Origin of the sequence: Acerihabitans arboris (assembly GCF_010131535.1) — a bacterium.
In the GTDB taxonomy this organism is placed as follows: Bacteria; Pseudomonadota; Gammaproteobacteria; order Enterobacterales; family Enterobacteriaceae; genus Acerihabitans; species Acerihabitans arboris.
In genome coordinates this window covers 42,609-64,475 of sequence record NZ_WUBS01000022.1, presented here as the reverse complement: position 1 = coordinate 64,475, position 21,867 = coordinate 42,609, and the positions used below count along the sequence as shown (strand labels likewise).

Annotated in this window: 21 protein-coding genes; 6 read left to right on the top strand and 15 right to left on the bottom strand. The window is 60.1% G+C overall.

Translation table 11 applies throughout. From position 1 onward, the window contains the following. Both GRH90_RS26760 and GRH90_RS24105 read left to right on the top strand, forming a co-directional pair. A partial coding sequence (locus tag GRH90_RS26760) for a transposase domain-containing protein (RefSeq protein WP_162368532.1) occupies window positions 1-93 on the top strand: 93 nt, incomplete at its 5' end. Next, window positions 86-316 (top strand): hypothetical protein, encoded by a 231-nt coding sequence (locus GRH90_RS24105; protein WP_162368531.1) that lies wholly within the window; start codon window positions 86-88, stop codon window positions 314-316. The genes GRH90_RS26760 and GRH90_RS24105, both read left to right, overlap by 8 nt. A 369-nt stretch (window positions 317-685) precedes the next feature. On the opposite strand, the gene mglC is transcribed toward GRH90_RS24105, so the two are convergent. From mglC to GRH90_RS24050, 11 genes are all read right to left on the bottom strand, one after another. After that, complete coding sequence (mglC, locus tag GRH90_RS24100) at window positions 686-1,696, bottom strand: galactose/methyl galactoside ABC transporter permease MglC (RefSeq protein ID WP_162368530.1); 1,011 nt, start codon at window positions 1,694-1,696, stop codon at window positions 686-688. Between the two features lie 18 nt (window positions 1,697-1,714). After that, complete coding sequence (gene mglA / locus GRH90_RS24095) at window positions 1,715-3,235, bottom strand: galactose/methyl galactoside ABC transporter ATP-binding protein MglA (protein WP_162368529.1); 1,521 nt, start codon at window positions 3,233-3,235, stop codon at window positions 1,715-1,717. A gap of 70 nt (window positions 3,236-3,305) precedes the next feature. Next, window positions 3,306-4,307: a galactose/glucose ABC transporter substrate-binding protein MglB gene (gene mglB / locus GRH90_RS24090; RefSeq protein ID WP_162368528.1), complete on the bottom strand. Its 1,002-nt coding sequence runs from the start codon at window positions 4,305-4,307 to the stop codon at window positions 3,306-3,308. Window positions 4,308-4,489: 182 nt separating this feature from the next. Next, a complete protein-coding gene (galS, locus tag GRH90_RS24085; protein WP_162368527.1) occupies window positions 4,490-5,530 on the bottom strand; it encodes an HTH-type transcriptional regulator GalS in 1,041 nt (346 codons plus the stop codon). 313 nt (window positions 5,531-5,843) lie between these two features. Then, window positions 5,844-6,140: a hypothetical protein gene (locus tag GRH90_RS24080; protein ID WP_162368526.1), complete on the bottom strand. Its 297-nt coding sequence runs from the start codon at window positions 6,138-6,140 to the stop codon at window positions 5,844-5,846. A gap of 9 nt (window positions 6,141-6,149) precedes the next feature. Further along, the gene (pmrB, locus tag GRH90_RS24075; RefSeq protein WP_162368525.1) at window positions 6,150-7,235 is read right to left on the bottom strand and encodes a two-component system sensor histidine kinase PmrB; all 1,086 of its coding nucleotides are present in this window, start codon (window positions 7,233-7,235) and stop codon (window positions 6,150-6,152) included. After that, on the bottom strand, window positions 7,232-7,909 hold the full coding sequence (gene pmrA, locus GRH90_RS24070) for a two-component system response regulator PmrA (RefSeq protein ID WP_162368524.1): 678 nt from the start codon (window positions 7,907-7,909) through the stop codon (window positions 7,232-7,234). Before pmrA ends, pmrB begins: the two co-directional genes overlap by 4 nt. Beyond that, a complete protein-coding gene (gene eptA / locus GRH90_RS24065; protein WP_162368523.1) occupies window positions 7,906-9,558 on the bottom strand; it encodes a phosphoethanolamine transferase EptA in 1,653 nt (550 codons plus the stop codon). The genes pmrA and eptA overlap by 4 nt, the downstream gene beginning before the upstream one ends. Before the next feature lie 194 nt (window positions 9,559-9,752). Continuing rightward, the gene (gene yeiB / locus GRH90_RS24060; protein WP_246236224.1) at window positions 9,753-10,928 is read right to left on the bottom strand and encodes a DUF418 domain-containing protein YeiB; all 1,176 of its coding nucleotides are present in this window, start codon (window positions 10,926-10,928) and stop codon (window positions 9,753-9,755) included. Window positions 10,929-10,973: 45 nt separating this feature from the next. Further along, complete coding sequence (gene folE, locus GRH90_RS24055) at window positions 10,974-11,639, bottom strand: GTP cyclohydrolase I FolE (RefSeq protein ID WP_162368522.1); 666 nt, start codon at window positions 11,637-11,639, stop codon at window positions 10,974-10,976. A gap of 159 nt (window positions 11,640-11,798) precedes the next feature. Continuing rightward, on the bottom strand, window positions 11,799-12,923 hold the full coding sequence (locus tag GRH90_RS24050; protein ID WP_162368521.1) for a YbfB/YjiJ family MFS transporter: 1,125 nt from the start codon (window positions 12,921-12,923) through the stop codon (window positions 11,799-11,801). Window positions 12,924-13,025: 102 nt separating this feature from the next. Between GRH90_RS24050 and ptrR the strand changes: the two genes are divergently transcribed. Both ptrR and fghA read left to right on the top strand, forming a co-directional pair. Continuing rightward, window positions 13,026-13,940 (top strand): putrescine utilization regulator PtrR, encoded by a 915-nt coding sequence (gene ptrR, locus GRH90_RS24045; RefSeq protein ID WP_162368520.1) that lies wholly within the window; start codon window positions 13,026-13,028, stop codon window positions 13,938-13,940. Next, window positions 13,940-14,788, top strand: a complete 849-nt coding sequence (fghA, locus tag GRH90_RS24040) for an S-formylglutathione hydrolase (RefSeq protein ID WP_162368519.1) — start codon at window positions 13,940-13,942, stop codon at window positions 14,786-14,788. Before ptrR ends, fghA begins: the two co-directional genes overlap by 1 nt. A gap of 161 nt (window positions 14,789-14,949) precedes the next feature. Here fghA and GRH90_RS24035 read toward each other — a convergent pair whose 3' ends face one another. From GRH90_RS24035 to yieE, 3 genes are all read right to left on the bottom strand, one after another. After that, window positions 14,950-16,050 (bottom strand): oxidoreductase, encoded by a 1,101-nt coding sequence (locus GRH90_RS24035; RefSeq protein WP_162368518.1) that lies wholly within the window; start codon window positions 16,048-16,050, stop codon window positions 14,950-14,952. 180 nt (window positions 16,051-16,230) lie between these two features. Beyond that, a complete protein-coding gene (locus tag GRH90_RS24030; RefSeq protein WP_162368517.1) occupies window positions 16,231-17,763 on the bottom strand; it encodes an amino acid permease in 1,533 nt (510 codons plus the stop codon). 165 nt (window positions 17,764-17,928) lie between these two features. Next, complete coding sequence (yieE, locus tag GRH90_RS24025) at window positions 17,929-18,813, bottom strand: DNA-binding transcriptional regulator YeiE (RefSeq protein WP_162368516.1); 885 nt, start codon at window positions 18,811-18,813, stop codon at window positions 17,929-17,931. A gap of 146 nt (window positions 18,814-18,959) precedes the next feature. Between yieE and GRH90_RS24020 the strand changes: the two genes are divergently transcribed. Both GRH90_RS24020 and nfo read left to right on the top strand, forming a co-directional pair. Beyond that, the gene (locus GRH90_RS24020; RefSeq protein WP_246236226.1) at window positions 18,960-20,036 is read left to right on the top strand and encodes a YeiH family protein; all 1,077 of its coding nucleotides are present in this window, start codon (window positions 18,960-18,962) and stop codon (window positions 20,034-20,036) included. Window positions 20,037-20,111: 75 nt separating this feature from the next. Next, on the top strand, window positions 20,112-20,969 hold the full coding sequence (gene nfo, locus GRH90_RS24015) for a deoxyribonuclease IV (protein ID WP_162368514.1): 858 nt from the start codon (window positions 20,112-20,114) through the stop codon (window positions 20,967-20,969). Window positions 20,970-21,187: 218 nt separating this feature from the next. On the opposite strand, the gene narI is transcribed toward nfo, so the two are convergent. Further along, window positions 21,188-21,865 carry a respiratory nitrate reductase subunit gamma gene (gene narI / locus GRH90_RS24010; RefSeq protein WP_162368513.1) on the bottom strand — a complete coding sequence of 226 codons (678 nt, stop codon included), beginning with the start codon at window positions 21,863-21,865 and terminating at the stop codon, window positions 21,188-21,190. Window positions 21,866-21,867: the final 2 nt, after the last annotated feature.

Below are 21,867 nucleotides of genomic sequence, written 5' to 3'. Positions count from 1 at the left end.
TACCTACGCCATGTGCTGGCGATTATCGCGGATCATCCCATCAATAAGATCAAAGATCTCCTGCCGTGGAACCTCAAAATCCCTGTTGAATAAGCGTCAATACGGCCCAGAGTTGACGCTTACGATTCAGGATTCAGGATTCAGGATTCAGGATTCAGGATTCAGGATTCAGGATTTGGGATTTGGGATTTGGGATTTGGGATTTGGGATTCAGGATTTGGGATTTGGGATTTGGGATTTGGGATTCAGGATTTGGGATTTGGGATATGGGATATGGAATATGGGTTTTTCAGGTTTTGACCTTGCTCCGGCGTAAAGCGCGCTGACGGCACGGTTCCCGACCGGGATGGGCCGCCGGGAGCGGCGCAAGACAGGGTCGCGCCGGGAGCGCGTCCCTGGCGGTCCATAGGGCGGGAACTGGGACGGAAGGCACCGCAGCGCGGCGCGCGATCCGCCGGTCGCCCGGGGGTCGAGGGGGCCGGGGCGACGGCCGGCCCCTCGTCGACTGCCCGCACCGGCAAAAGGAAATCACCTAAGCCCGCGGCAAGCGAAACCGGCTCCCAACTCCGCAAATCCAGCCTACCCCCGCAAATCCAGCCTACCCCCCGCAAATCCAGCCCAACCCCGCAAACCCAGCCCTAAGCAAGCAAAACCCGCCCCCGCCTATATCCCATCCCCGCTGTATTTACTTCTTCTTCGCATATTTAAGCGAATCCAACGCCACCGCAAATATAATAATCGCCCCTTTGATAATATACTGCCAATAAGGATTCACCCCAATATACGTAAGGCCATAGTTGATAACCGTAAAGATAATAACCCCGGTCACCACCCCCGCCACCGTGCCGACCCCGCCGGCAAAGGAAACTCCGCCCACCACGCAGGCCGCGATGGCGTCCAGTTCGTACATAAAGCCCAGGTTATTGGTGGCGCTGCCGATACGTCCGGCTTCCAGCAGACCGCCGAAGGCGTAGAACACCCCGGACAGGGCATAAATCATAATCAGGTTCAGCGGCACATTAACGCCGGACACCTTGGCCGCTTCCGGATTGCCGCCGATGGCGAAAATATTTTTGCCAAAGCGGGTCTTGGTCCAGATGACCCAGACAAACAAAATGGCAAACAGCGCATAGAAGGTAATATAAGAAAGTTTAAATTCCCCAAAGCGCAGGAACCCCTGGGTAAAAGTGGAGAAATGGGCGTCGAAGCCGGCAATCGGCGAGGCGCCGACGATATCGTAATACAGCGAGTTGACGCCATACACGATAATCATGGTGCCGAGAGTGGTAATAAACGGGGTGACGTTAAGATAGGCAATCACCACGCCGTTAATCAGGCCGATAAAGGCGCCAATTACGCAAACCGTCAGGATAACCACCGGGATGGGCAGGGTCTGCATATCCGGGAATACCTTGTTCACGTTTTCCATCGATTGCAGCAGGGTCGCCGAGACCACCGCCGCCAGCCCCACCTGGCGCCCGGCCGACAGGTCGGTGCCCTGGGTGACAATCAGTCCCGCCACGCCGAGCGCGATAATAATACGCACCGATGACTGGGTCAAAATATTACTCAAGTTAATCAGGCTTAAAAAGGTCGGATCCTGAAAAATAATAATGGCCAGCAGTACCAACAACACCACATAAATGCCGCCCTCTTTTAAATAAGTGAGCATGCTTTTCTTATTTAACGCATTCATAATAAGAACCCTTTAAAATTAAAGATGCACGGAAGCAAGACGTAAAATTTCGTTTTGCGAAGTTTGTTTCGTTTCCACAATCCCCGCCATCAGACCGTTACTCATGACCAGTATCCGGTCGGTTATCCCCAGCAGTTCCGGCATCTCGGACGAAATAATAATAATGCCCTTACCGCGTTTCGCCAGCTCGGTAATTAATTGATAAATCTCAAATTTGGCCCCAACGTCAATCCCGCGCGTCGGCTCGTCCAGCAGCAGTATTTCCGGCTGGGTTAATAACCAGCGGCCGATAATCACCTTTTGCTGGTTGCCCCCGGACAGCGAGCCGATATTGGTATGGTGGCCCGGCGTTTTCACCCGCATGGAATCGATAACCCATTGGATATCGCTTTTCATGCGCGAGTTATCCAGCAGCCCGATTTTATTTTTATAGTTGCGGATATTGGAAATGAGCGAGTTAAACCCGACATCAAGATAGGCATAGATCCCGGTGGCCCGCCGTTCCTCCGTCACCAGGGCAAAACCATTATTGATCGCCTCGTTGGCGCTATTGTTTTTGATGGTCTTGCCGTGCAGGATAATGGTGCCGGTCACCTTTTCGCGGATGCCGAACAGGGTTTCGACAATGTCGGTGCGCCGCGCGCCCACCAGGCCGGCGATGCCGAGAATTTCCCCTTTGCGCAGGTCGAAGGAGATATTGCGGATCGACGGCTGGCGCAGCGAAGTCAGGTTTTTCACCTCCAGGATGACTTCGCCCGGCTCGCCTTCGCGATCGGGGAAGCGCTGGCTGAGCGATCGCCCCACCATCATCGAGATAATCTGGTCCATGGTCAGGCCTTCCACCTGTTGGGTGGCAATCCATTGACCGTCGCGCAGGATGGTTATTTCATCGCACAGCTGGAAAATTTCCTCCAGCTTATGGGAGATATACACAATGCCGCAGCCCCGGGCCTTAAGCTTGCGGATAATACTGAACAGATGATTTACTTCGCGTTCGGTTAACGACGAGGTCGGCTCGTCCATGATGACGATTTTGGCGTTATAGGAGAATGCCTTGGCAATCTCGATCATCTGCATTTGCGACACGGACAAGGTGGCCACTTTATCGTAGGGATCGATATTAATGTCCAGCTCGTCAAATATCGCCTTGGTATCCGCATACATCTTTTTGTGGTCGACAAAAAAGCCTTTGCGTGGATAACGGCCCAGCCACATATTGTCCATGACGGTGCGCTGTAATACCAGGTTCAGTTCCTGGTGCACCATGGAAACGCCGTGCTCCAGCGCTTCCTTGGAGCTTTTGAAATCTATTTCTTGTCCCTGAAAAATAATGCTACCGGAATCTTTTTTATAAATACCAAACAGGCACTTTAATAACGTGGATTTCCCCGCGCCGTTTTCGCCCATTAATGCGTGGACGGAATGGGGATGCACCCTAAGATTCACATTATCCAATGCTTTGACGCCCGGAAACGATTTACTGATGTTTTTCATTTCCAGCAGCCATTCGCTAGGCTGTTCGGTCGTAATATCGGCCATAGTTATACCCGGCTAGGATAAGACAGAAAAATCCCCCCGCGGACGTCAGGTCCGGTGGGGGGAGTGGGGATTATTTCTTGATAAACTGGGTTAAATTATCTTTATCGACGCCGACATAAGGGATACGGACGACTTTATTGTCCAGTTTCCAGTTGGTGCCTTCCGCCGCCGGTTTGCCGTCGGCCAGGTTTTTCGCCAGGTCAAAGGTCGCCTTGGCCTGGTTGTCGGCATCATTCAGCACGGTGCCGGCCATGGCGCCGGATTTCACCATCGCCAGCGCTTCCGGCAGGGCATCGACGCCGAATACCGGAATGGCCGATTTGTTATGGGCCTTCAGCGCTTCCACCGCGCCCATCGCCATGGCGTCGTTGTTGGCGATCACCACTTCAATCTTGTTGGCGTTGGGGCCGGACATCCAGGCGTCGGTTTTATCCTTGGCCTGGGCGGTGTCCCACATGGCGGTATCCAGCTGCAGCTGCTGGACCTTGATCTTCTCCTGATCGGTCAGGGTCTTGACCACGTAGGCGGTACGCGCTTCGGCATCGGGATGGCCCGGCTCGCCTTTCAGCAACACATACTGGATAACGCCGTCTTTATTTAGATCCCATTCCGGATGCGCTTTCCAGTGCTTGGCGATCAGCTCGCCCTGGATAATGCCGGACTGCTTGGATTCGGTGCCGACGTAATACGCCTTGTCATAACTGTCGAGGTCTTTACGGCTGGGTTCTTTGTTGTAGAACACCACGGGAATATTATTGCCGCGCGCTTTCTCGATGATTACCGGCGCGGCGGCGGGGTCGACCAGGTTAATCGCCAGGGCTTTTACGCCTTTGGCAATCAATACGTCCACCTGATCGTTTTGTTTGGACTGGTCATTTTGCGAGTCATTCATCAGCAGTTGCACGCCTTTGGCTTCCTTGGCGTCTTTTTCAATCGCTTTGCGCACCACCGACATAAAATTATCGTCGTATTTATAAATAGTCACCCCAATGCGGGTGTCGGCGGCGTGGGCGGCGACGGACAGCAGCAGGCCGGTTGCCAGAGCGGTAAGGGTAAATGCCTTCTTATTCATTAGTTTCTCCGGAAATAGGTAGGTTTACTCAAAGGCAGACAGTTTCCTTCCCTGGCTTCAACAACGTCCATTTACGAAAAGCCCCCGCAATGTTGACCTGATATCATCGTGGGGGAATAACAACGCTAGCATAGAGAGTTCAATGTTAAGAAACTGTGAATATTCTCACAGTTTGGAAGCGGTTACATCTCATCTTCTGAAGACGACGCGATCGCCGCCACGTTTTTCCAGGGCGCCACCGAATGGCGGCGCACCAGCGTGGGCATGAACAAATGCGTTTGCCCCTCGTCGATCCGCCCGGCGGTGCCGAGCAACGCCAGTTCGGTGGCGGCCACCGCCATGGCGAAAATGGGATAACGTATCGTGGTGAGATTGGGGCTGGTGTAGCGGGAGATGGGGATATCGTCGAACCCGACCACCGAAAATTGCGTGGGCACCGCGATACCATTTTCTTTTAACGTCGCCAGCGCCCCCACCGCCATGCCGTCGTTATAGACAAACACCGCCGTCAGCTGCTGGTTGCGCCCCAGCAGCTCCACCATCGCCTCCTCGCCGCCCTGCAGGTCCGGCGTGCTGAACGCCTGCCAGCTTTGCGACGGCACTATGCCCTCCTCCGCCATGGCCTGCATAAAACCCTGGCGCCGCTGGCGTTCATCCTCGATGGGATGATTGGAGCCGATATACCCTATTTGCCGGTGCCCCTGCTTAAGCAGGGTGCGGGTGGCCATGAGGGCGCCGCTGACGTTGTCCAACCCCACGCAGCGGTGCTCAAAGCCCGGCAGGATGCGATTAATCAGCACCATGCCCGGCTCGCGCACCATAAAGGGGATCATCTCCTCGTCGGACAGGATCTTGGCATGGACCACCAGCGCGCTGCAGCGCTGGCGGATCAGCACTTCAATCGCATGACGCTCTTTATCGGCCTGGTGATAACTGTTGTTAATCAATACATTTTTTTTATGCCGCTGCGCCACGGTGTCCACCGCTTTCACCAGCGCGCCAAAAAACGGATCGGACACGTCCATGACCACCACGCCGATGGTATCGCTGATTTGGGTGGCCAGCGCCTGCGCATTGGCATTCGGCCGGTAGCCCAGTTCCTTAACCGCTTTCATCACCTTGTCGCGGGCTTCCTTGCTGGCGATAGCGCTGTCGTTTAATACCCGTGACACCGTCGCCACCGATACCCCGGCCAACCGCGCCACATCACGAATAGTGATCATCTCTTCCCCTGTTTATGGTGCTTTTCGCCCAGGTATTTTCCCGACCAAACCGGCGGGCGCCGAACCGCATACGCTCCTGATTGTGATAACAGTTTTGAAACATAAAGCGCTATCCTAACCGGTTTAGCCTTAACACAGCGTGAATCAGGTCACAGGACCGGAAGCGTTTACATGCATAAACGGAATTTTATCTGTATGACGAACCCGGCGCGTTGGCCGGCGGGAGAAAACATCAGTAAGGGACGCGTTAGTGGATGTTGTAACTAAAGGGAGGTTTTTTTTTGTTATTCGCGCTTATCCTACCACGGAATGTTTATTTGTGGTCGCCGCGGCGGGCATTTTTGACCCGGAGGTAAAAAGACAGCGACCAGGAGCTGACCACCGACACCATGACAAAGGACGCGTTGATCAGCAAAAAGAGCGGCCAGGCGGTCGACAGGCTAAGGCTGTCGACGCGCATAAGCACCACCCACGAGGCGCACAGCGTGCCGGCCAGGCTGAGGAAAATATAAAGGTATTCTTTTTTCCACGCCAGGTGCGCGTAAGCGCTTAGCAGCAGCGCCAGGATAATCAGGTTATAGGCCCAGGGAGCGGATGTCTCGGTCAGCATAATGGTCCCCTACTCCGGTTCGCTCAGGAACAGCCGGGCGATAGTGCCGGAGCGGTCGTCGCGGTTGACCAGTTCGAACCGGCCGTTGTGCAGCTGCGCGATGCGGGTGACGATGCTTAATCCCAGGCCGATGCCGTTATAGCGCTGATCCATACGCACAAATTCCCTGGTCAGCTCCACCGCCTTCGCCGGGTCGACGCCCGGCCCCTGGTCGATAACCTGCAGCAGGATGCCGTTGGCGCCATCGAGCTTTAGCTGCACCACGATAGCGCTGCCCGCCGGGCTATAGCGATGGGCGTTCTCCACCAGGTTGCGCAGCAGCAGGCGCATCAGGATGGCGTTGCCCTGGAACACAATCTCCGTTGCCGGCAGCATCCAGCGCAGCCGCTGGCCGCGCTGCCCCGCCATCTCGTCCAGCTCGTTTTGCTGCGGTATCACCACATCGTCCCTGAACCTGACCGTCTGGTAATGGCCGGAGGAGAAATCGTGGCGGATACGCGCCAGCAGCAGCAGTTGCTCTACGGTGTAGGACATATTGTCCACCCGCTCGATCAGCGGCTGGCAGTCGATGCCGTACTGCTTTTCCTGTACTTCCAGGTGCAGCCGGATACCGGAAAGGGGGGTGCGCAGTTCATGCGCCACGTCGGAGGTAAACTGCCGGTCCTGCTGCAGGGTGGCATTGAGGCGGAACAACAGTTGGTTCAGGCTGCGGGTGACGGCAATCACCTCGCGGATATTGCCGTGTTCCGGCAGCGGCTCGAAGCTTTCCGCGCTGCGGGAGCCAAGCGCATCCTGCAGGCGCGAGAGCGGCAGGGTTATCCAGTTCACCGCCTGGAAGCAGAAGAACAGCGTGAAGATGATCATCATCAGCGCCGGCACGCTCAGCGCGGCGATGGCTTCGCGTATCTCCTGGTTGACGTGCTCGTTGCGCACATTTTCCGCCAGCGTACGGTTGACCAGCAGGTCGATTTGCTCTTTGCTTTCATGCCATAACCAGATAACGGTAATCAGCTGGCAGCAGAGCAGGATAATGCCCAGCACCACGATAAGACGCCAGCGCATACTGGCCATCGGTCCGTCGGCGGGGGTTTTCATGACGGCTCGCCTTCGGCGGTTTTGGTCAGCAGGTAACCGAAGCCGCGCAGGGTACGGATACGCTCCTTGCCGATTTTCGCCCGCAGGTTATGGATATGCACCTCGAGCGAGTTGGATGACGGATCGTCATCCCAGTTGTAGAGATCCTGGTGCAGGATTTCGCGATGGATACGGTGCCCCGCCCGCAGCATCAGCCGGGAGAGAATGGCGAATTCCTTCGGCGTCAGTTCGATGATTTTGCCGTCCAGCGTCACTTCGTGGCTGGTTAAATCGAGGGAAATATTATCCACCCACAGCTGGTTATTACTTTTGCCCTGGTGACGGCGGATAATGGCCCGCACCCTGGCCAGCAGCTCGCTAAGGGCAAAGGGTTTGACCAGGTAATCGTCCGCCCCGAGGTTCAGGCCGCGCACCCGCTCGTCGACGCCGTCGCGCGCGGTCAGGATCAGCACCGGCACGTCGTTGCCCGCCCTGCGCCAGAGATTCAGCAGCGACATTCCGTCGCCGTCCGGCAGGCCCAGGTCGAGGATTGCCAGGCTGTAGGCGGTGCTGGCCATGAAATTTTCCGCCTCGCGCAGGTTGCCGGCGCTATCGCTGGCGTAGCCCTCCTGCTGCAGCGCCATCCGCAGGCCGTCCCGCAATAATTTGTCGTCTTCTATGATCAGTATTTTCATTGCTGCGCATCCCGGCAGGGTTGTAACACATCAAGATCCGGCTGATAGAGCTGCGTTTTGACGTCCACGAGTCCAAGCAACGTTGAGAAGAGATTATCTTGTGAGTAGGCCTGTCGTTTTGCCCGGTCTCGCAGGCAGTCTTCCCGGACGGCATGCGACTGGAGGTAGCCAGGCGACAACCATATCAGCATCGGGATATGGGTTTGCTGGGCCGGCGCCACGGCGTAAGGCATGCCGTGCAGATAGACGCCGTTCTCGCCCAGGGATTCGCCGTGATCGGACAGATAGACCAGGGCGGTATTGAACTTATCATTGTGAGCTTGCAGCAATTTTATGGTCTTATCAAGCATGTCGTCTATATAGACAATAGTATTGTCATAAGTGTTAACCAGCGCCTGGTTTGAGCAGGTTTGAATCTCATTGGTGTCGCAGGCCGGCGTAAAAGCGGCGGCGGTCTTCGGGTAGCGCTGATAATAGGCCGGGCCGTGGCTGCCGACGGTATGCAGCACAATGACCTGGTCGTTGTCGTGCGCGCCGATATAACCGTCCAGGTTGCGCAGCATGGCTTCATCCAGGCATACGCCTTCGGCGCAGAGTTCGGGCAAATGCCAGGTGCCGAGCTGCTCGGTGGGCACCCGCAGGCAAACCCCTTTGCAACCGCCGTCGTTTTCCCGCCACAGGACATCCACCCGCGCCCGCTGGATAATATCCAGCGCATTGCTCTGGCTGTCGGCCTTTGCGCCGTCGTAGCGCCGGCGCGTCATGCCGGAAAACATGCAGGGCACCGATACCGCGGTGGCGGTGCCGCAGGACGAGGTGTGCGGAAAATAAATCACGTTGTCCGCCGCCAGTTTGGGATTGGTCAACTTGCCATAGCCGCCCAGCGAGAAATCCTGCGCCCGGGAGGTCTCGCCCACCACCAGGATGATCAGGTTCTTTTTGTGATTATCATGGGCGGGGGGAACTTTACGCGCGTCCAGGCCGCGCTCGGCGAAGGGCATTTTTTGGACGTAATCATGTTTGTAATAGGAATAACTGCCGAGCACCATATCGCTGGGGACCAGGTTTTTGACCAGTTGCTGGTTATTCCTCATCAGCGAGGCATAGTCCTTATAAAAGAAGGTCGCCACCAGCGCGATAATGCACAGGGATAACAGAACATTCAGGATATGCAGCCCGATATTTTGCCAGGTGGGCGCCGTGGGTTTGACCTTGATCCACAGCACCAGCAGCGAGGGCAGGATGGCGAAAACCAGGAAGAACAGCGCCAGCCGCGGCGTCAGCAGCGTCACGCTCTCCACCAGCGTGGTATCGAGCGTGTTTTGGATCATGCCCCGATCGATGATGATGCCGTAGGTCTGCATAAAATACTGCGCCAGGGCGTCACAGATAAAAAACAGGATAACGATGGGCTTGCGTATATAAGGCAACAGGATCACGCTGAAGACCACATTCAGCGCGAACAGCAGGGTAAGCGGCATGCTGATAAAAAACAGCAGATTATCACCGACCGATATATCAACTAATTTTAAAACGTTTTTAAAATAGATGACATTTTGGAAAAACGTAATCACCAGCGCCACGATAATATTGAAAAACCACGGACTGACCGTCGGCCGCGGCGCGACTTTAGCAATGTTGAACCACATATTCAGGTTAGCTCTGGAAAATATTAGCGCCAGTTAACCATGATTGTATTAACCAAACCTTAAGCGCGGGCAAGCGCCTGATCTCTACCGCTGAATAAAAACCGTGGTGACGGGGTTCAACGGCCCGGGCCGGCGTTAAGCGGCCGCGGCCATAGGCGGCCGGGCCAGGTGTTCAACGCGAAGCGGCGGCGGCGTCAGCCGGCGGCGGGCATCGCGGCGCCGCCGGTCAGCCGGGTAAGCCGGCGCCATACCCACTCCATCGGCCCCTGTTTGAAAAAGCGCAGCCACAGGGCGGAAAACAGGATATTGGCCAGCCAGACGGGCGGCACCAGCAGCAGCAGGCCGGCGCGGCCAAAGGACAGAAACAGGCCGAACTGGTTAAACACCAGGGTGCATAACAGCGTTTGCAGCAGGTAATTGCTCAACGCCATGCGTCCGACGTTGCCGACCCAGCCGGCGGCGCGCAGGCCGCCGATGGCCGGCCAGAAACCATAGCACAGCGCCACGTAGCCGATCGCCTGGAACGGCGCGCCCAGCTCGCGGGGAATTTGCAGCAGGAACGCGCACCAGTGATAGGCCCAGCCCGACTGCCACTGCGCGACTACCGACGGCAGGTTGATCAACAGCCCAAGCGGGATAAGCCAGGCCGCCATACGCCGATAATGCGCGGGGCTTCTTTTGCCCGCCAGCCAGCCGCTGCGCATCAGCCCGGCGCCGATCAGCATGGCCCCGGCCAGCAGCCAGCCGTACTGCGCCGCCAGCGACATAAGGCTCGCCTGCAATAAATCCAGGCGTATCGCCCAGGCCTCGGGGCCGCCGGTGGTTTGCCAGTAATATTCGTAAATCCGGTCGGCCACGCCGGGCAGCCAGAAGCGCCCAGGCGGCGCGTCGGCCAGCATCGCCTGCATCAGCAGCAGGATGCCGAGGCCGATGGCGTACAGGGCGATGCCGGCGCCGATCAGGCGCCCGGGCGGTAGATCGTGGCGGATGGCGCCCAAACAGAGCAACCCCACCAGGCCGTAGTCCAGCAGGATATCGCCGTCCCAGAAGAAGATGCCGTGGATAAGCCCGAACGCCATCAGCCACAGCAGCCGCGAGCGTATCCAGCGACCACCGCGCGGGATAAGCATTTGCAGGCCGGCGCCGAAGAGCAGCGCGAACAGGGTCAGGAACTTGACCTGCGCCACCATATCCATCACCGCCCAGGTCCAGGCGTCGGCCAGGGACGGCGCGCCCATAAAGGCCGGATTGAGGTAGGCCGCCTTCGGCAGGCCGAAGGCGGTGATGTTCATCAGCAGGATGCCGAGAATCGCCATCCCCCGCGCGCAGTCCAGCATGGCGATGCGCTCGCGCATGGGCAACCTCTTCATTCAAACGGCGCGATCCGCGCCGCAACGTCTTAAGCCAGCGCCGCATCAGCCGTTGTGGTGGCGTACGGCCCGTAAAAATTCCTGGCGGGTATTCTGGCTGGATTTAAACAATCCGCCAAGCGAGGTGGTGGTGGTGGCGCTGGTGGCGTCGCGGATGCCGCGCGCTTTTACACAGTAGTGCACCGCGTCGATGGAGACCGCCACGTTCAGGGTGCCGAGCAGGGTTTGCAGCGCGACCAGGATTTGCTGCGTCAAACGCTCCTGCACCTGCGGGCGCTGGGCGAAAAACTGTACGATGCGATTGATTTTCGACAATCCGATCACGCTGTCCTTCGGGATATAGGCCACGGTGGCCTTGCCGTCGATAATCACAAAGTGGTGTTCGCAGGTGCTGGTCAGGGTGATATCCCGTACCGTAACCATTTCATCCACCTTCATCTTATTTTGAATCAGGGTGATTTTGGGGAAATTGGCGTAATCCAGGCCGGAAAAAATTTCATCAACATACATTTTGGCAATCCGATGCGGCGTTTCCGCCAGGCTGTCGTCGGATAGATCCAGGTTAAGCAAATTCATAATGGCGGTCATGTGCTCGGCAATCTGCCGTTTGCGGGTTTCCCCGTCCAGCACTTCGCCGCGCAGGGGCGTTTCGAGGCCGCGCGTCATTAAGGCTTCATGCACCAGTGCGGCTTCAGTTGTCAGCGATAGCATACTTTTTCTCCGGCAGGCCTATCTGCTCTTGATCTCATCGCGTCAAGATGCGCCCCCACTCTAGTGGAGAGCGCCGCGTTTATCCAGTGATTGTGTTTCATGTTGGATGAAATTGTCGCAGGTTTGGCCTGGTTGTCGCCGTTAAGCCCCCCACCCGGCTCAGGGCTGGCGCCATACCAGCGCGCCGGCCAGCGCCAGCGCCGCCGCCGCCGCCACCAGGGCCGGCTCCAGCCGGCCGGTCAGGGCGCTGGCCAGCGACGAAAGCATGGGGCCGGCCAACTGCCCCAGCGCGTAACCACAGGTCAGCAGGCCGGCCATATAGCGCATATGATCCGGCGCCTGGCGGCGGGCGCAGACCAGCGTCAGCTGCACCACGCTTAAAAACCCGCCGCCGGTGAGCAGCGCGCCGGTCATCAGTCCGCCGACGCCCGGCATGGCGATCATCAGGACGACGCCGATCGTTTGCGCCCACAGGGTCAGCGCCAGCCGTTTACCGGCGCTGAGGCAATGGCGGGTCAGGATGCCGACGCCGATGCCCGCCATGCTGGCGGCGCCGAACACCGGCCAGACCCAGTGGCCGGTTTCGCTGCCGGGAAAACGCGCGGCCGCCATCTGCGCCAGGAAGGTCGCAGGCAGGATATACCCGAAGCCCGCCAGCGAGTAGCTCCAGACCAGGTTTTTCAGCGCCGGGGTGAGCGCCGGCATGGCGTCGCGCGGTCCCCGGCGCGTCAGTTCGCCGCCGCGCGGCAGGTGGGGGCTGATGGCCGCCACCAGCACCAGCGCGGTGACGCCGTAGACCAGCCAGGCGTCGGCGACGTTAACGCCGAGACGATGCATGACCAGCGCCAGCAGGCCGCTGGCCAGGATGCCGGCGCCGGGACCGGCGAATACCGCCGCGCCGAGCGCCGGGCGGCGCAGCTGTACCAGCCGGTCGTTGGTCCAGGCCGCCACCAGCACCATGGCCCAGCCGCTGGCCGCGCCTATCAGCAGGCGCAGCAGGCCGTGCGCCAGCAGGCTATGGGTCTGGGCCGAAAGCAGCGTCAGCGCCACCGCGCCCCACAGCCCGATCCACAGCCGTTTTTCCAGTCCGTTCGCCGAACGCATGGCGTCGAAGGCGCCCAGCAGGTATCCCAGGTAATTACAGGTCGCCACCACCCCCGCCCCGGTAAGGGTCAGCTGCCCCGCGCCTATCATCAACGGCACCTGCGGCGTAAAGGCAAAACGCCCGATGCCCATCGCCACCAGCAGCGCCAGGAAGCCGCTCAGGGCCGCTTTTATTGCCATATCCTCTCCGGATGGTAGATTAATATTGCCAATAGCATGCACGATCAATAAACTCACTAAAAATGAATAATTAAGACCAAGTTAATTACAAATAGAGAACACATGGATCTGACCCAGCTGAAAATGTTCTGCGCCACCGCCGGTACCGGTTCGCTGGCGCGCGCCGCCGAGCTGTTGCACCGCGTGCCGTCCAACCTGACCACCCGGCTGCGCCAGCTGGAGCGGGAGCTGGGCGCCGATCTGTTTATTCGGGAAAAACAGCGCCTGCGGCTGTCGCCGATGGGGCATAATTTCCTGGGCTACGCGACGCGCATCCTGGCGCTGAGCGAGGAGGCCATCAGCATGACCCACGCCGGGGAGCCGACCGGCAATTTTGCCCTCGGCGCGATGGAAAGCACGGCGGCCATCCGCCTGCCCGCGCTGCTGGCCACCTACCATCAGCATTTCCCCCGGGTGTCCCTGTCGCTGGTGACCGGTTCCTCGGGGGATATGCTGGACGGCGTGCGCGCCGGGACCCTGGCCGCCGCCCTGGTGGACGGGCCGGTCAACTATCCTGAAATCAGCAGTTGTTTTAGCTTTGCCGAGACGTTGGTGCTGATTGCCGCGCTCGATCAGCCGCCGATTGACGGCCCGGCGGATATCGGCGGCAAGACGTTGTTTGCCTTTAGCCCCAGTTGCTCTTACCGCCGGCGCTTTGAAGGGTGGTTCCAAAATGAGGGGGTCGCCCCCGGGCCGATCCTGGAAATCCAGTCGTACCATACCATGCTGGCCTGCGTTGCCAGCGGCGCCGGCGTCGCCATGTTGCCGCTGGCGGTGTTGCGGCAGTTGCCGGACCGACAGCGGGTGTCGGTGCATGAGCTGCCGGCGGAAACCGCCGCGGCGGCTACCTGGCTGATCTGGCGCGCCGAGGCCTTTAGCCCCAACGTGGCGGCGCTGAAAAAATTCATTATGGAACAACAGCCGGCCGCGGCCGGGAACGGGTTTGCGCACAACGAGGTAATACTGGAGAATGTGTAATGGATGATAGGCCTGAGTGTATTGATGAGCATCTGCTGTTCGGCGGCCGGCAGTGTCGTTTTCGCCATCGCTCGGCGAGCACCGGCGGGCTGATGACCTATAGCCTGTTCGTCCCGCCCGCCGATCGGCACGCGGCGCCGCCGCATGTGGTGTTCTGGCTGTCGGGGCTGACCTGTAGCGATGAGAATTTTAGCCAAAAAAGCGGTGCCCAGCGGTTGGCCGCCGAGCTTAACCTGTTGTTGGTGATGCCGGACACCAGTCCGCGCGGCGAGGGGGTGCCGGATGACGCGGCCTATGATTTGGGCCAGGGCGCGGGGTTTTATGTCAACGCGACCCGGGAGCCGTGGGCCGGGCATTTCCGGATGTTCGACTATGTGGCCGATGAGCTGCCGGCGTTGGTGCGGCGACAGTTTGCGGTGAGCTCCCGGCAGTCCATCATGGGGCATTCGATGGGCGGCCACGGCGCGCTGATGTTGGCGTTGCGTTTTCCGGGGCGGTTTAGTTCCGTGTCGGCGTTTGCGCCCATCGTTAATCCGGCGCAGGTGCCCTGGGGGCGTAAGGCGTTCAGTGAGTATCTGGGCGATGACGAGCAGGCGTGGCTGGAATACGATAGTTGCCATTTGCTGGCGGGCGACGAGGCCCGGCGGTTGCCGATGCTGATAGACCAGGGCGATGGCGATCAATTCCTGGCGACGCAGCTGCAGCCGGCGAAGCTGGCGGAGGCGGCGCGTCGGAACAGCTGGCCGCTGACCCTGCGTATCCAGCCGGGCTATGATCATAGCTATTTCTTTATCGCCAGCTTTATCGAGGATCATCTGCGCTTCCACGCCGAACATCTTAACGGCTGACTCTCCGTTAGCGCCCGCCGGGTTTAAGCGCGGAGTTTGCGGACCTACCGCACCCTGGGGCGCTTCGGCGGCCTGACAAGGCCGCTCCGACCCCATCGGCGCGCGCTCCCTTGAACAGGCCGGTCCAGAATGCGGCGATCGTGGATGGGCGTTGCCTGCGTTTATTGCAGGATTGGGCTGCCGGCGACCTGTTCGACGTCGCGCAGCGCCTGCAGCAGGATGGCGTCATTTATCGTTATCGGCACCAGGTGGATGGATTCGCCGGTCTGGAGGGTGCGGGCGATAAGCTGGCCGATAGCGTCCCGATCGTTAATATCCACCCGCATGGCCGCCAGCGACGTCGGCAGGCCGAAACGGCCCCAGGCGGCGCTTAATTCGCGCAGCCAGTCGTGCCGTCCCAGCAGGGCGCACTGTACCAAAATGCCGTAGGCGACCTTGGTGCCGTGCAGGAAAGGCGCGGTGGCGGGCAGCGCCGTTAAGCCGTTATGCACCGCATGCGCGGCCGCCACGCGGGTATAGCGTTCGCCGAGGCCGCCCACCATGCCGCCGGCGGCAATGATGGCGTCCACCACGTCGAGGAAATCCTGGCTAAGCTCCCCCCGATCCAGCGCCTCCAGGGCGGCGGCGCTTTGGTTGAGCAATACATCGCGCGCCGCCAGCGCGGTCTGGAGTCCCAGGCGCACGGTGAGCGGCAGTGTTTCCGGTTCGGGGCTGAGCACCACCGCTTCATACCATTTTGCCAGCGTATCGCCGATGCCCGCCAGCAGGTAGGCTTTCGGCGCCGCCAGGATAATGCGCGGCTCCACCAGCACCAGGTGGTTGGCGTCGGCGAAGATTTCGAAGCGCAGGGCCTGTCCGGCGTCGTTGTACCAGACCGACAGCGGCGTCCAGGCGGCGCAGGTGGCGGCAATGGTGGGTATCGCCACCAGCGGGACGCCCAGGCGGCGGGCCACGACCTTGGCGGTATCCAGTACCGCCCCGCCGCCGACGCCTATCACCACCCGGCGATCGTCGCCGGCCCGGCGCGCCAGATCCGCAACGTCGCTTTCACTGCAGTGGCCGCCAAAACCGATGCGTAGCGCGCCGGGGGCGTCAAAGGCCGCCGGCAGGTAGGCGCGCGCCGACGCCAGCGCCCGCTGGCCATAAATCCACACCGCGTTTTCCAGCGCGTCCTCAGGATAAAATTGCGCCAGTTGTTCGATGGCGCCGGGGTAGGAGTAATAATTGTCGGGGGAAACCTGTACTCGGATTGCGTATGACATGCCTTGGCCTGTAAAAAATCGCGCGCCGGGCAAGCGTGCGTTAACGCCCCGGCCCGCGCTGGAAATGAGCAGGATATAATATTGGGTAACGGGGCAATGATTAAGCACTATTTCGGCATATGGAAAGCCGATCCCGGTATAAACGAAGGGCGCCGCGCCGCCCCAGGCGACCCCACGGTCCTAACGCGGCGGCGGTTCGGCGCGTCGCGTCGATGGTTGACCGGCGGCGTCCCGGCGTCCGGAGGCGGCGGGACGATCGGGGAAAATCATATCCTGGTAGCGCACCAGGCGGGAACCGTGGCGCCATTTGTAACCCAGCCAGATCGCCAGGAACAGCGGAATGCCGATATAGGTGGCGGTAACGCCGTACCAGTCGATGCGATCCTGTAAAAACGCCTGGTAGTTTTGCCCAAGCGTAATCAGCAGGCACAGCACAAAGGCGAACATCGGTCCCAGCGGGAAAAAGCCCGAGATATACGGCAGGTCGCCGAGCTCGCGGCCCTGGGCAATATAGCCTTTGCGGAAGCGATAATGGCTGATGGCGATGCCCAGCCAGGCGATAAAGCCGGTCATGCCCGAGGTGTTCAGCAGCCAGAGGTAGACCGTCTGGTTGCCGTACATCGAGGTTAGAAAGCACATGCCGGCCATGAGGGTGGTCAGGTACAGCGCGTTGCGCGGCACTCCGCCCCTGGACAATTTGGCGAAGATTTTCGGCGCCTTGCCTTCGCAGGCCAGCATATACAGCATCCTGGTGGAGGCGTACATGCCGGAGTTGCCGGCCGACAGCACCGCCGTCAGGATCACCGCGTTCATCACCGCGGCGGCCGACAGCAGCCCGGCGTTGCGGAATACCAGCGTAAACGGACTGACGGTAATATCCTTGACGTCATTGCGCAGCAGGTTCGGATCGGTATACGGAATGATCAGGCTGATAATCAGGATGGCCAGCACGTAGAACAGCAGGATGCGCCAGAACACCTGGCGCACCGCGCGCGGGATATTCTTGCCCGGATCGGCCGACTCGCCGGCGGCGATACCGATAAGCTCGGTGCCCTGGAAGGAAAAACCGACAATCATCGCCACCCCGATCATTGCCGGGAAGCCGCCGGCGAAGGGCGCGTCGCCCACCTGCCAGTTATGCCAGCCGGCGCCTTCGCCGCCGCGCAGGATGCCGGCAATCATCAGCACCCCCAACGCGATAAACACCACCACCGTGACCACCTTGATCAGAGAAAACCAGTACTCCGCCTCGCCGAACCCCTTCACCGAAATGGCGTTAAGCATAAACATAATGCCGAGAAACAGGGCGCTCCAGATCCAGCCGGGCACGGTGGGGAACCAGTAGTTCATCACCAGCTGCGACGCCACCAGATCGACGGCGATGGTCACCGCCCAGTTGTACCAGTAGTTCCAGCCCAGGGCAAAACCGAAGCCTTCCTCGACGTAGCGCGCGCCATAGGTGGCGAACGAGCCGGAAACCGGCATATACGCCGCCAGCTCGCCCAGGCAGGTCATCAGGAAATAGACCATCAGGCCGATCAGGATATAGGATAACAGCGCGCCGCCCGGCCCGGCCTGCGAGATGGTCGCCCCCGAGGCGACAAACAGCCCGGTGCCGATGGAGCCGCCGATGGCGATCATGGTGAGGTGACGCGCTTTGAGTTCACGTCGCAGACCCGGTGCGGCCTGGGGTTCGATGTGGTGTTGCGGCATGGTTGTTCAATCTGTCCGTGCAAAAAACGAGGGCGGATTGTAACAAATCAGGCCGTGGGATATAGCGCAACCCGCCGGTTATAAGAGACCTTCATAATCGGCGGTCAATTATAAGCTGCGCAGCGCAATATCGTCGTTTTTTCCAGCGCCGGCGGTCGGCGGCGTTCAGCGGGCGGGCAGGTTAAACCGGCGGCAATAGTCCTGGAAGCGCGCCAGCGCCTGGGAGAGATGCTTTTGGCGATGATGCACCAGGTAGAGGGTGCGCATCAGCGGCGGCAGCGGCAGGTCCAGCGTCACCAGAGTACCGAGCGCCAGGGCTTCCGCCACCACCCGCCGCGACAGGCAGCTGATGCCCAGGCCGTGGCGCACCGCGTGCTTGATGGCCTCGGAATTGCCCAGTTCCATTACCGGCAAAAAATGCGGCAGCCGGGCCAGCAGCAGGTAATCGACGATCTCCCGGGTGCCCGACCCCTGCTCGCGCAGGATCCACGGGGCGCCGGCCAGCTCATCCAGCGCCAGCCGCCGTCCGGCCAGCGGATTATCCGGCGCGGCAAAGACCACCAGTTCGTCCTGCAGCCAGGGCTGGGTGACCAGCTCCGGCTTGTGGCTCGGCCCCTCAATCAGCCCCAGGTCGACGCGAAAATCGATAACCGCGTTCACCACGTCCTGGCTGTTGCCCACCTGCAGTTCCAGCGAGGTGTCGGGGTAATCGCGGCGGTAGCCGGCAATCATTTCCGGCAGGATATAGTTGCCGATGGTGCTGCTGGCGAACAGACGCAGCGCGCCGTTGCCGCCGTGAAACAGCTGTTCGATCTCCATCACCCGTTCGCGCAGCGCCACCGCCTTGGGATAAAGCAGCCGGCCGTGCTCGTTGATCGCCAGCCGTTTACCCACCCGATCGAATAACTGCAGCGCCAGCTGGCTCTCCAGCTCGGTCAGCGCCGCGCTGACGGCGGACTGGGACAACGACAGCTCCGCGGCGGCCTGGATGGTGGAGCCGCTTTTAACCACTTCGGTAAAGACTTCAAGCTGGCGCAGGGTGATATGCATCGGGGGTTTTATCCTTGGACGATCTCTTAACCACTAATAGCGATAGGTTATAAACATATAATCAATTTCTCTTTTATGCCAGCGCCCATTACCCTGTTTTTATCCCCTGGCTTGTTATGGCATAAGAATGGAGCCCTCCCCCGATGATGTCCCTGCGCCTGTACCATGAACATCTGTTGCCCCCTACCCGCCTGGCCGGGCATTATCTGCCCGGACTGCTGCTGACGGCGGCCATCGCCCTGGTTGCCGTCAGCATCGGCGCCTTGCCCGCCGTGGCCAGCCTCGGCCTTGGCGCGCTGACGCTGGCGATACTGGCGGGCATCGTCCTGGGCAATAGCATCACGCCGGCATGGCATCGCCATTGTGACCATGGCGTGCAGTTCGCCAAGCAACGGCTGCTGCGCCTGGGCATTATCCTGTATGGCTTTCGGCTGACGTTCCAGCAAATCGGCGACGTCGGCGCCACCGGGGTGGTTATCGATGTGCTGATGCTTGCCTCGACGTTCCTGCTGGCCTGCTGGCTGGGCCGGCGGGTATTCGGGCTGGACCGGGATACCGCCATGCTTATCGGCGCCGGCAGCAGCATCTGCGGCGCGGCGGCGGTGCTGGCCACCGCGCCGGTATTGCGGGCGGACGCGGGCAAGGCGGCCGTGGCGGTAGCCACGGTGGTGCTGTTCGGCACCGCCGCCATCTTTATCTATCCGGCGCTGTTTGCGCTTAACGCCCATTATCATTGGCTGGCGTTCAGTGAAAAAAGCTTCGGCATTTTCACCGGTTCCACCCTGCACGAAGTGGCGCAGGTGGTGGCGGCCGGCCACGCCGTCGGCCCGGAGGCGGAAAACGCGGCGGTGATAAGCAAAATGATCCGGGTGATGCTGCTGGCCCCGTTCCTGCTGCTGCTGTCGGCCTGGCTGCAACGGCGCGCGCCCCGCGCCCGCGGCGCGGCAAACGCCCCGATCGTCTTTCCCTGGTTTGCCCTGGCGTTTATCGCCGTCGCCGGCCTGAACTCTTTCCACCTGTTGCCGCCGCGCCTTATCGCGACCCTCGATACCCTCGATACCTGGCTGCTGGCGATGGCCATGGCCGCCCTGGGCCTGACCACGCATAGCGGCGCGCTGCGGCGCGCGGGGCTGCGGCCGCTGCTGCTGGCGCTGGTATTGTTTCTCTGGCTGATAGCCGGCGGCGCCCTGGTAAACCTGGGTATTCACCGCCTGCTCGGCTGACGATGATGTTTTTTTCCCTTTCGGCCGGTTTAAGGGCATGATCGGGATAATAATAACGTCAAACAGGAGAAAGACATGAAGTTTATCGGTGCCCATGTAAGCGCGGCGGGCGGCGCGGATCGGGCGGTTATCCGCGCCCATGAGCTGGAAGCCACGGCGTTTGCGCTATTTACCAAGAACCAGCGCCAGTGGAAAGCGGCGGAGCTGAGCGAAGAGGATTGCGAGAAATTCCGCTCGGCCTGCGCGCAGTACCATTTTTCTCCCGACCACATCCTGCCCCACGACAGCTACCTGATTAACCTGGGACATCCGGTGACGGACGCGCTGGAAAAATCCCGCGACGCCTTTATCGACGAAATGACGCGCTGCCAGCAACTGGGGCTGACGCGGCTTAACTTCCATCCCGGCAGCCATCTGCAGCAGATGGATGAAGATAAGTGCCTGGCGCGCATCGCCGAGTCGATTAACTATGCGCTGGCGCGCACCAAGGGCGTGACGGCGGTGATCGAGAATACCGCCGGCCAGGGCAGCAACCTGGGCTTTCGCTTCGAGCACCTGGCGGCGATTATCGCCGGGGTGGAGGACAAAAGCCGGGTGGGCGTGTGTATCGATACCTGCCACGCCTTTGCCGCCGGTTACGATCTGCGCACCGGGGACGCCTGCAGGCATACCTTCACGCAGTTTGAGCATACCGTCGGTTTTTCCTACCTGCGCGGCATGCATCTTAACGATGCCAAAAGCGCGTTTAACAGCCGGGTCGATCGTCATCATAGCCTGGGGGAAGGCAATATCGGCAAAACCGCGTTCGCCTGGATCATGGCCGACCCGCGCTTTAACGATATCCCGATGATCCTGGAAACCGTCGAGCCGGAGATCTGGGCGCAGGAAATCGCCTGGCTGAAATCCATGGACCCCGATCGACAGGCGGCGTAACGGCCCGGCCGGGACCAGGCATGCGCCGCGCCGACGCCGCGCACTGCCTGGCGGCGCCCGGCAATGCCCGCCAGTGCCCGGCGCCGCAGGCATAGTGCCACGAATAGCGCCGCGAATAGTGCCGCGAATAGCGCCGCGAATAGCGCCGCGAATAGCGCCGCGAATAGCGCCGCGAATCGTGCCGCAAGAATAGTGCCGCATATAGCGCCGCAGTACCGTTACCGTCGGTTGCGCACCACCTGGTACCGGCGCGTCAGATACTCCACCGGCGCACTCCAGATATGCACCAGCCGGCAGAATGGAAACAGCACGAACAGCGTCATGCCGAGGATCAAATGCAGGCGGTAAATCAACGCCACCCCCGCCAGATGCGCCGACGCGCCCGGGTGGAACGTCACCACCGCCTGCGCCCAGCCCACCAGCTTCATCATTTCCACACCGTCCATATGCCGGCCGGACACCGGGATGGTCAGCAGGCCGAGGATAACCTGTACCACCAGCAGCGTCAGGATCAGGATATCCCCCACGCTCGACGTGGCGCGAATCCGCGGGTTAAGCAGCCGGCGTTTCAGCAGCAGGCCGCCGCCCGCCAGGGTTAACAGCCCGCAGACGCCCCCCGCCCCCATCGCCAGCTGTTGCTTCAGCGCCACGGACAAAAACGGCTCGTACATCCAGTGCGGGGTCAGCAGGCCGAGCAAATGACCGAAAAAAATGCCCAGGATGCCGATATGGAACAGATTGGACGCCAGGCGCATGCCTTTTTTATCCAGCATCTGGCTGGAGCCGGCGCGCCAGCTGTATTGGCCATAGTCGTAGCGCAGCCAGCTGCCAATCAGGAAGAGGGTGCCGGCCACGTAGGGATAGATATCAAAAAAGAACAGGTTAAGAAACGACATGG

What these genes read in the sequence shown, in the direction of transcription:
- GRH90_RS24050 (WP_162368521.1), bottom strand. Translation starts at nt 12,923, where the DNA reads ATGGCAATAAAAGCGGCCCTGAGCGGCTTCCTGGCGCTGCTGGTGGCG.
- galS (WP_162368527.1), bottom strand. Translation starts at nt 5,530, where the DNA reads ATGATCACTATTCGTGATGTGGCGCGGTTGGCCGGGGTATCGGTGGCG.
- pmrA (WP_162368524.1), bottom strand. Translation starts at nt 7,909, where the DNA reads ATGAAAATACTGATCATAGAAGACGACAAATTATTGCGGGACGGCCTG.
- GRH90_RS24030 (WP_162368517.1), bottom strand. Translation starts at nt 17,763, where the DNA reads ATGCCGCAACACCACATCGAACCCCAGGCCGCACCGGGTCTGCGACGT.
- pmrB (WP_162368525.1), bottom strand. Translation starts at nt 7,235, where the DNA reads ATGAAAACCCCCGCCGACGGACCGATGGCCAGTATGCGCTGGCGTCTT.
- GRH90_RS24035 (WP_162368518.1), bottom strand. Translation starts at nt 16,050, where the DNA reads ATGTCATACGCAATCCGAGTACAGGTTTCCCCCGACAATTATTACTCC.
- nfo (WP_162368514.1), top strand. Translation starts at nt 20,112, where the DNA reads ATGAAGTTTATCGGTGCCCATGTAAGCGCGGCGGGCGGCGCGGATCGG.
- mglA (WP_162368529.1), bottom strand. Translation starts at nt 3,235, where the DNA reads ATGGCCGATATTACGACCGAACAGCCTAGCGAATGGCTGCTGGAAATG.
- GRH90_RS24020 (WP_246236226.1), top strand. Translation starts at nt 18,960, where the DNA reads ATGTCCCTGCGCCTGTACCATGAACATCTGTTGCCCCCTACCCGCCTG.
- narI (WP_162368513.1), bottom strand. Translation starts at nt 21,865, where the DNA reads ATGTCGTTTCTTAACCTGTTCTTTTTTGATATCTATCCCTACGTGGCC.
- mglC (WP_162368530.1), bottom strand. Translation starts at nt 1,696, where the DNA reads ATGAATGCGTTAAATAAGAAAAGCATGCTCACTTATTTAAAAGAGGGC.
- folE (WP_162368522.1), bottom strand. Translation starts at nt 11,639, where the DNA reads ATGCTATCGCTGACAACTGAAGCCGCACTGGTGCATGAAGCCTTAATG.
- yieE (WP_162368516.1), bottom strand. Translation starts at nt 18,813, where the DNA reads ATGCATATCACCCTGCGCCAGCTTGAAGTCTTTACCGAAGTGGTTAAA.
- GRH90_RS24080 (WP_162368526.1), bottom strand. Translation starts at nt 6,140, where the DNA reads ATGCTGACCGAGACATCCGCTCCCTGGGCCTATAACCTGATTATCCTG.
- yeiB (WP_246236224.1), bottom strand. Translation starts at nt 10,928, where the DNA reads ATGAAGAGGTTGCCCATGCGCGAGCGCATCGCCATGCTGGACTGCGCG.
- eptA (WP_162368523.1), bottom strand. Translation starts at nt 9,558, where the DNA reads ATGTGGTTCAACATTGCTAAAGTCGCGCCGCGGCCGACGGTCAGTCCG.
- fghA (WP_162368519.1), top strand. Translation starts at nt 13,940, where the DNA reads ATGGATGATAGGCCTGAGTGTATTGATGAGCATCTGCTGTTCGGCGGC.
- ptrR (WP_162368520.1), top strand. Translation starts at nt 13,026, where the DNA reads ATGGATCTGACCCAGCTGAAAATGTTCTGCGCCACCGCCGGTACCGGT.
- mglB (WP_162368528.1), bottom strand. Translation starts at nt 4,307, where the DNA reads ATGAATAAGAAGGCATTTACCCTTACCGCTCTGGCAACCGGCCTGCTG.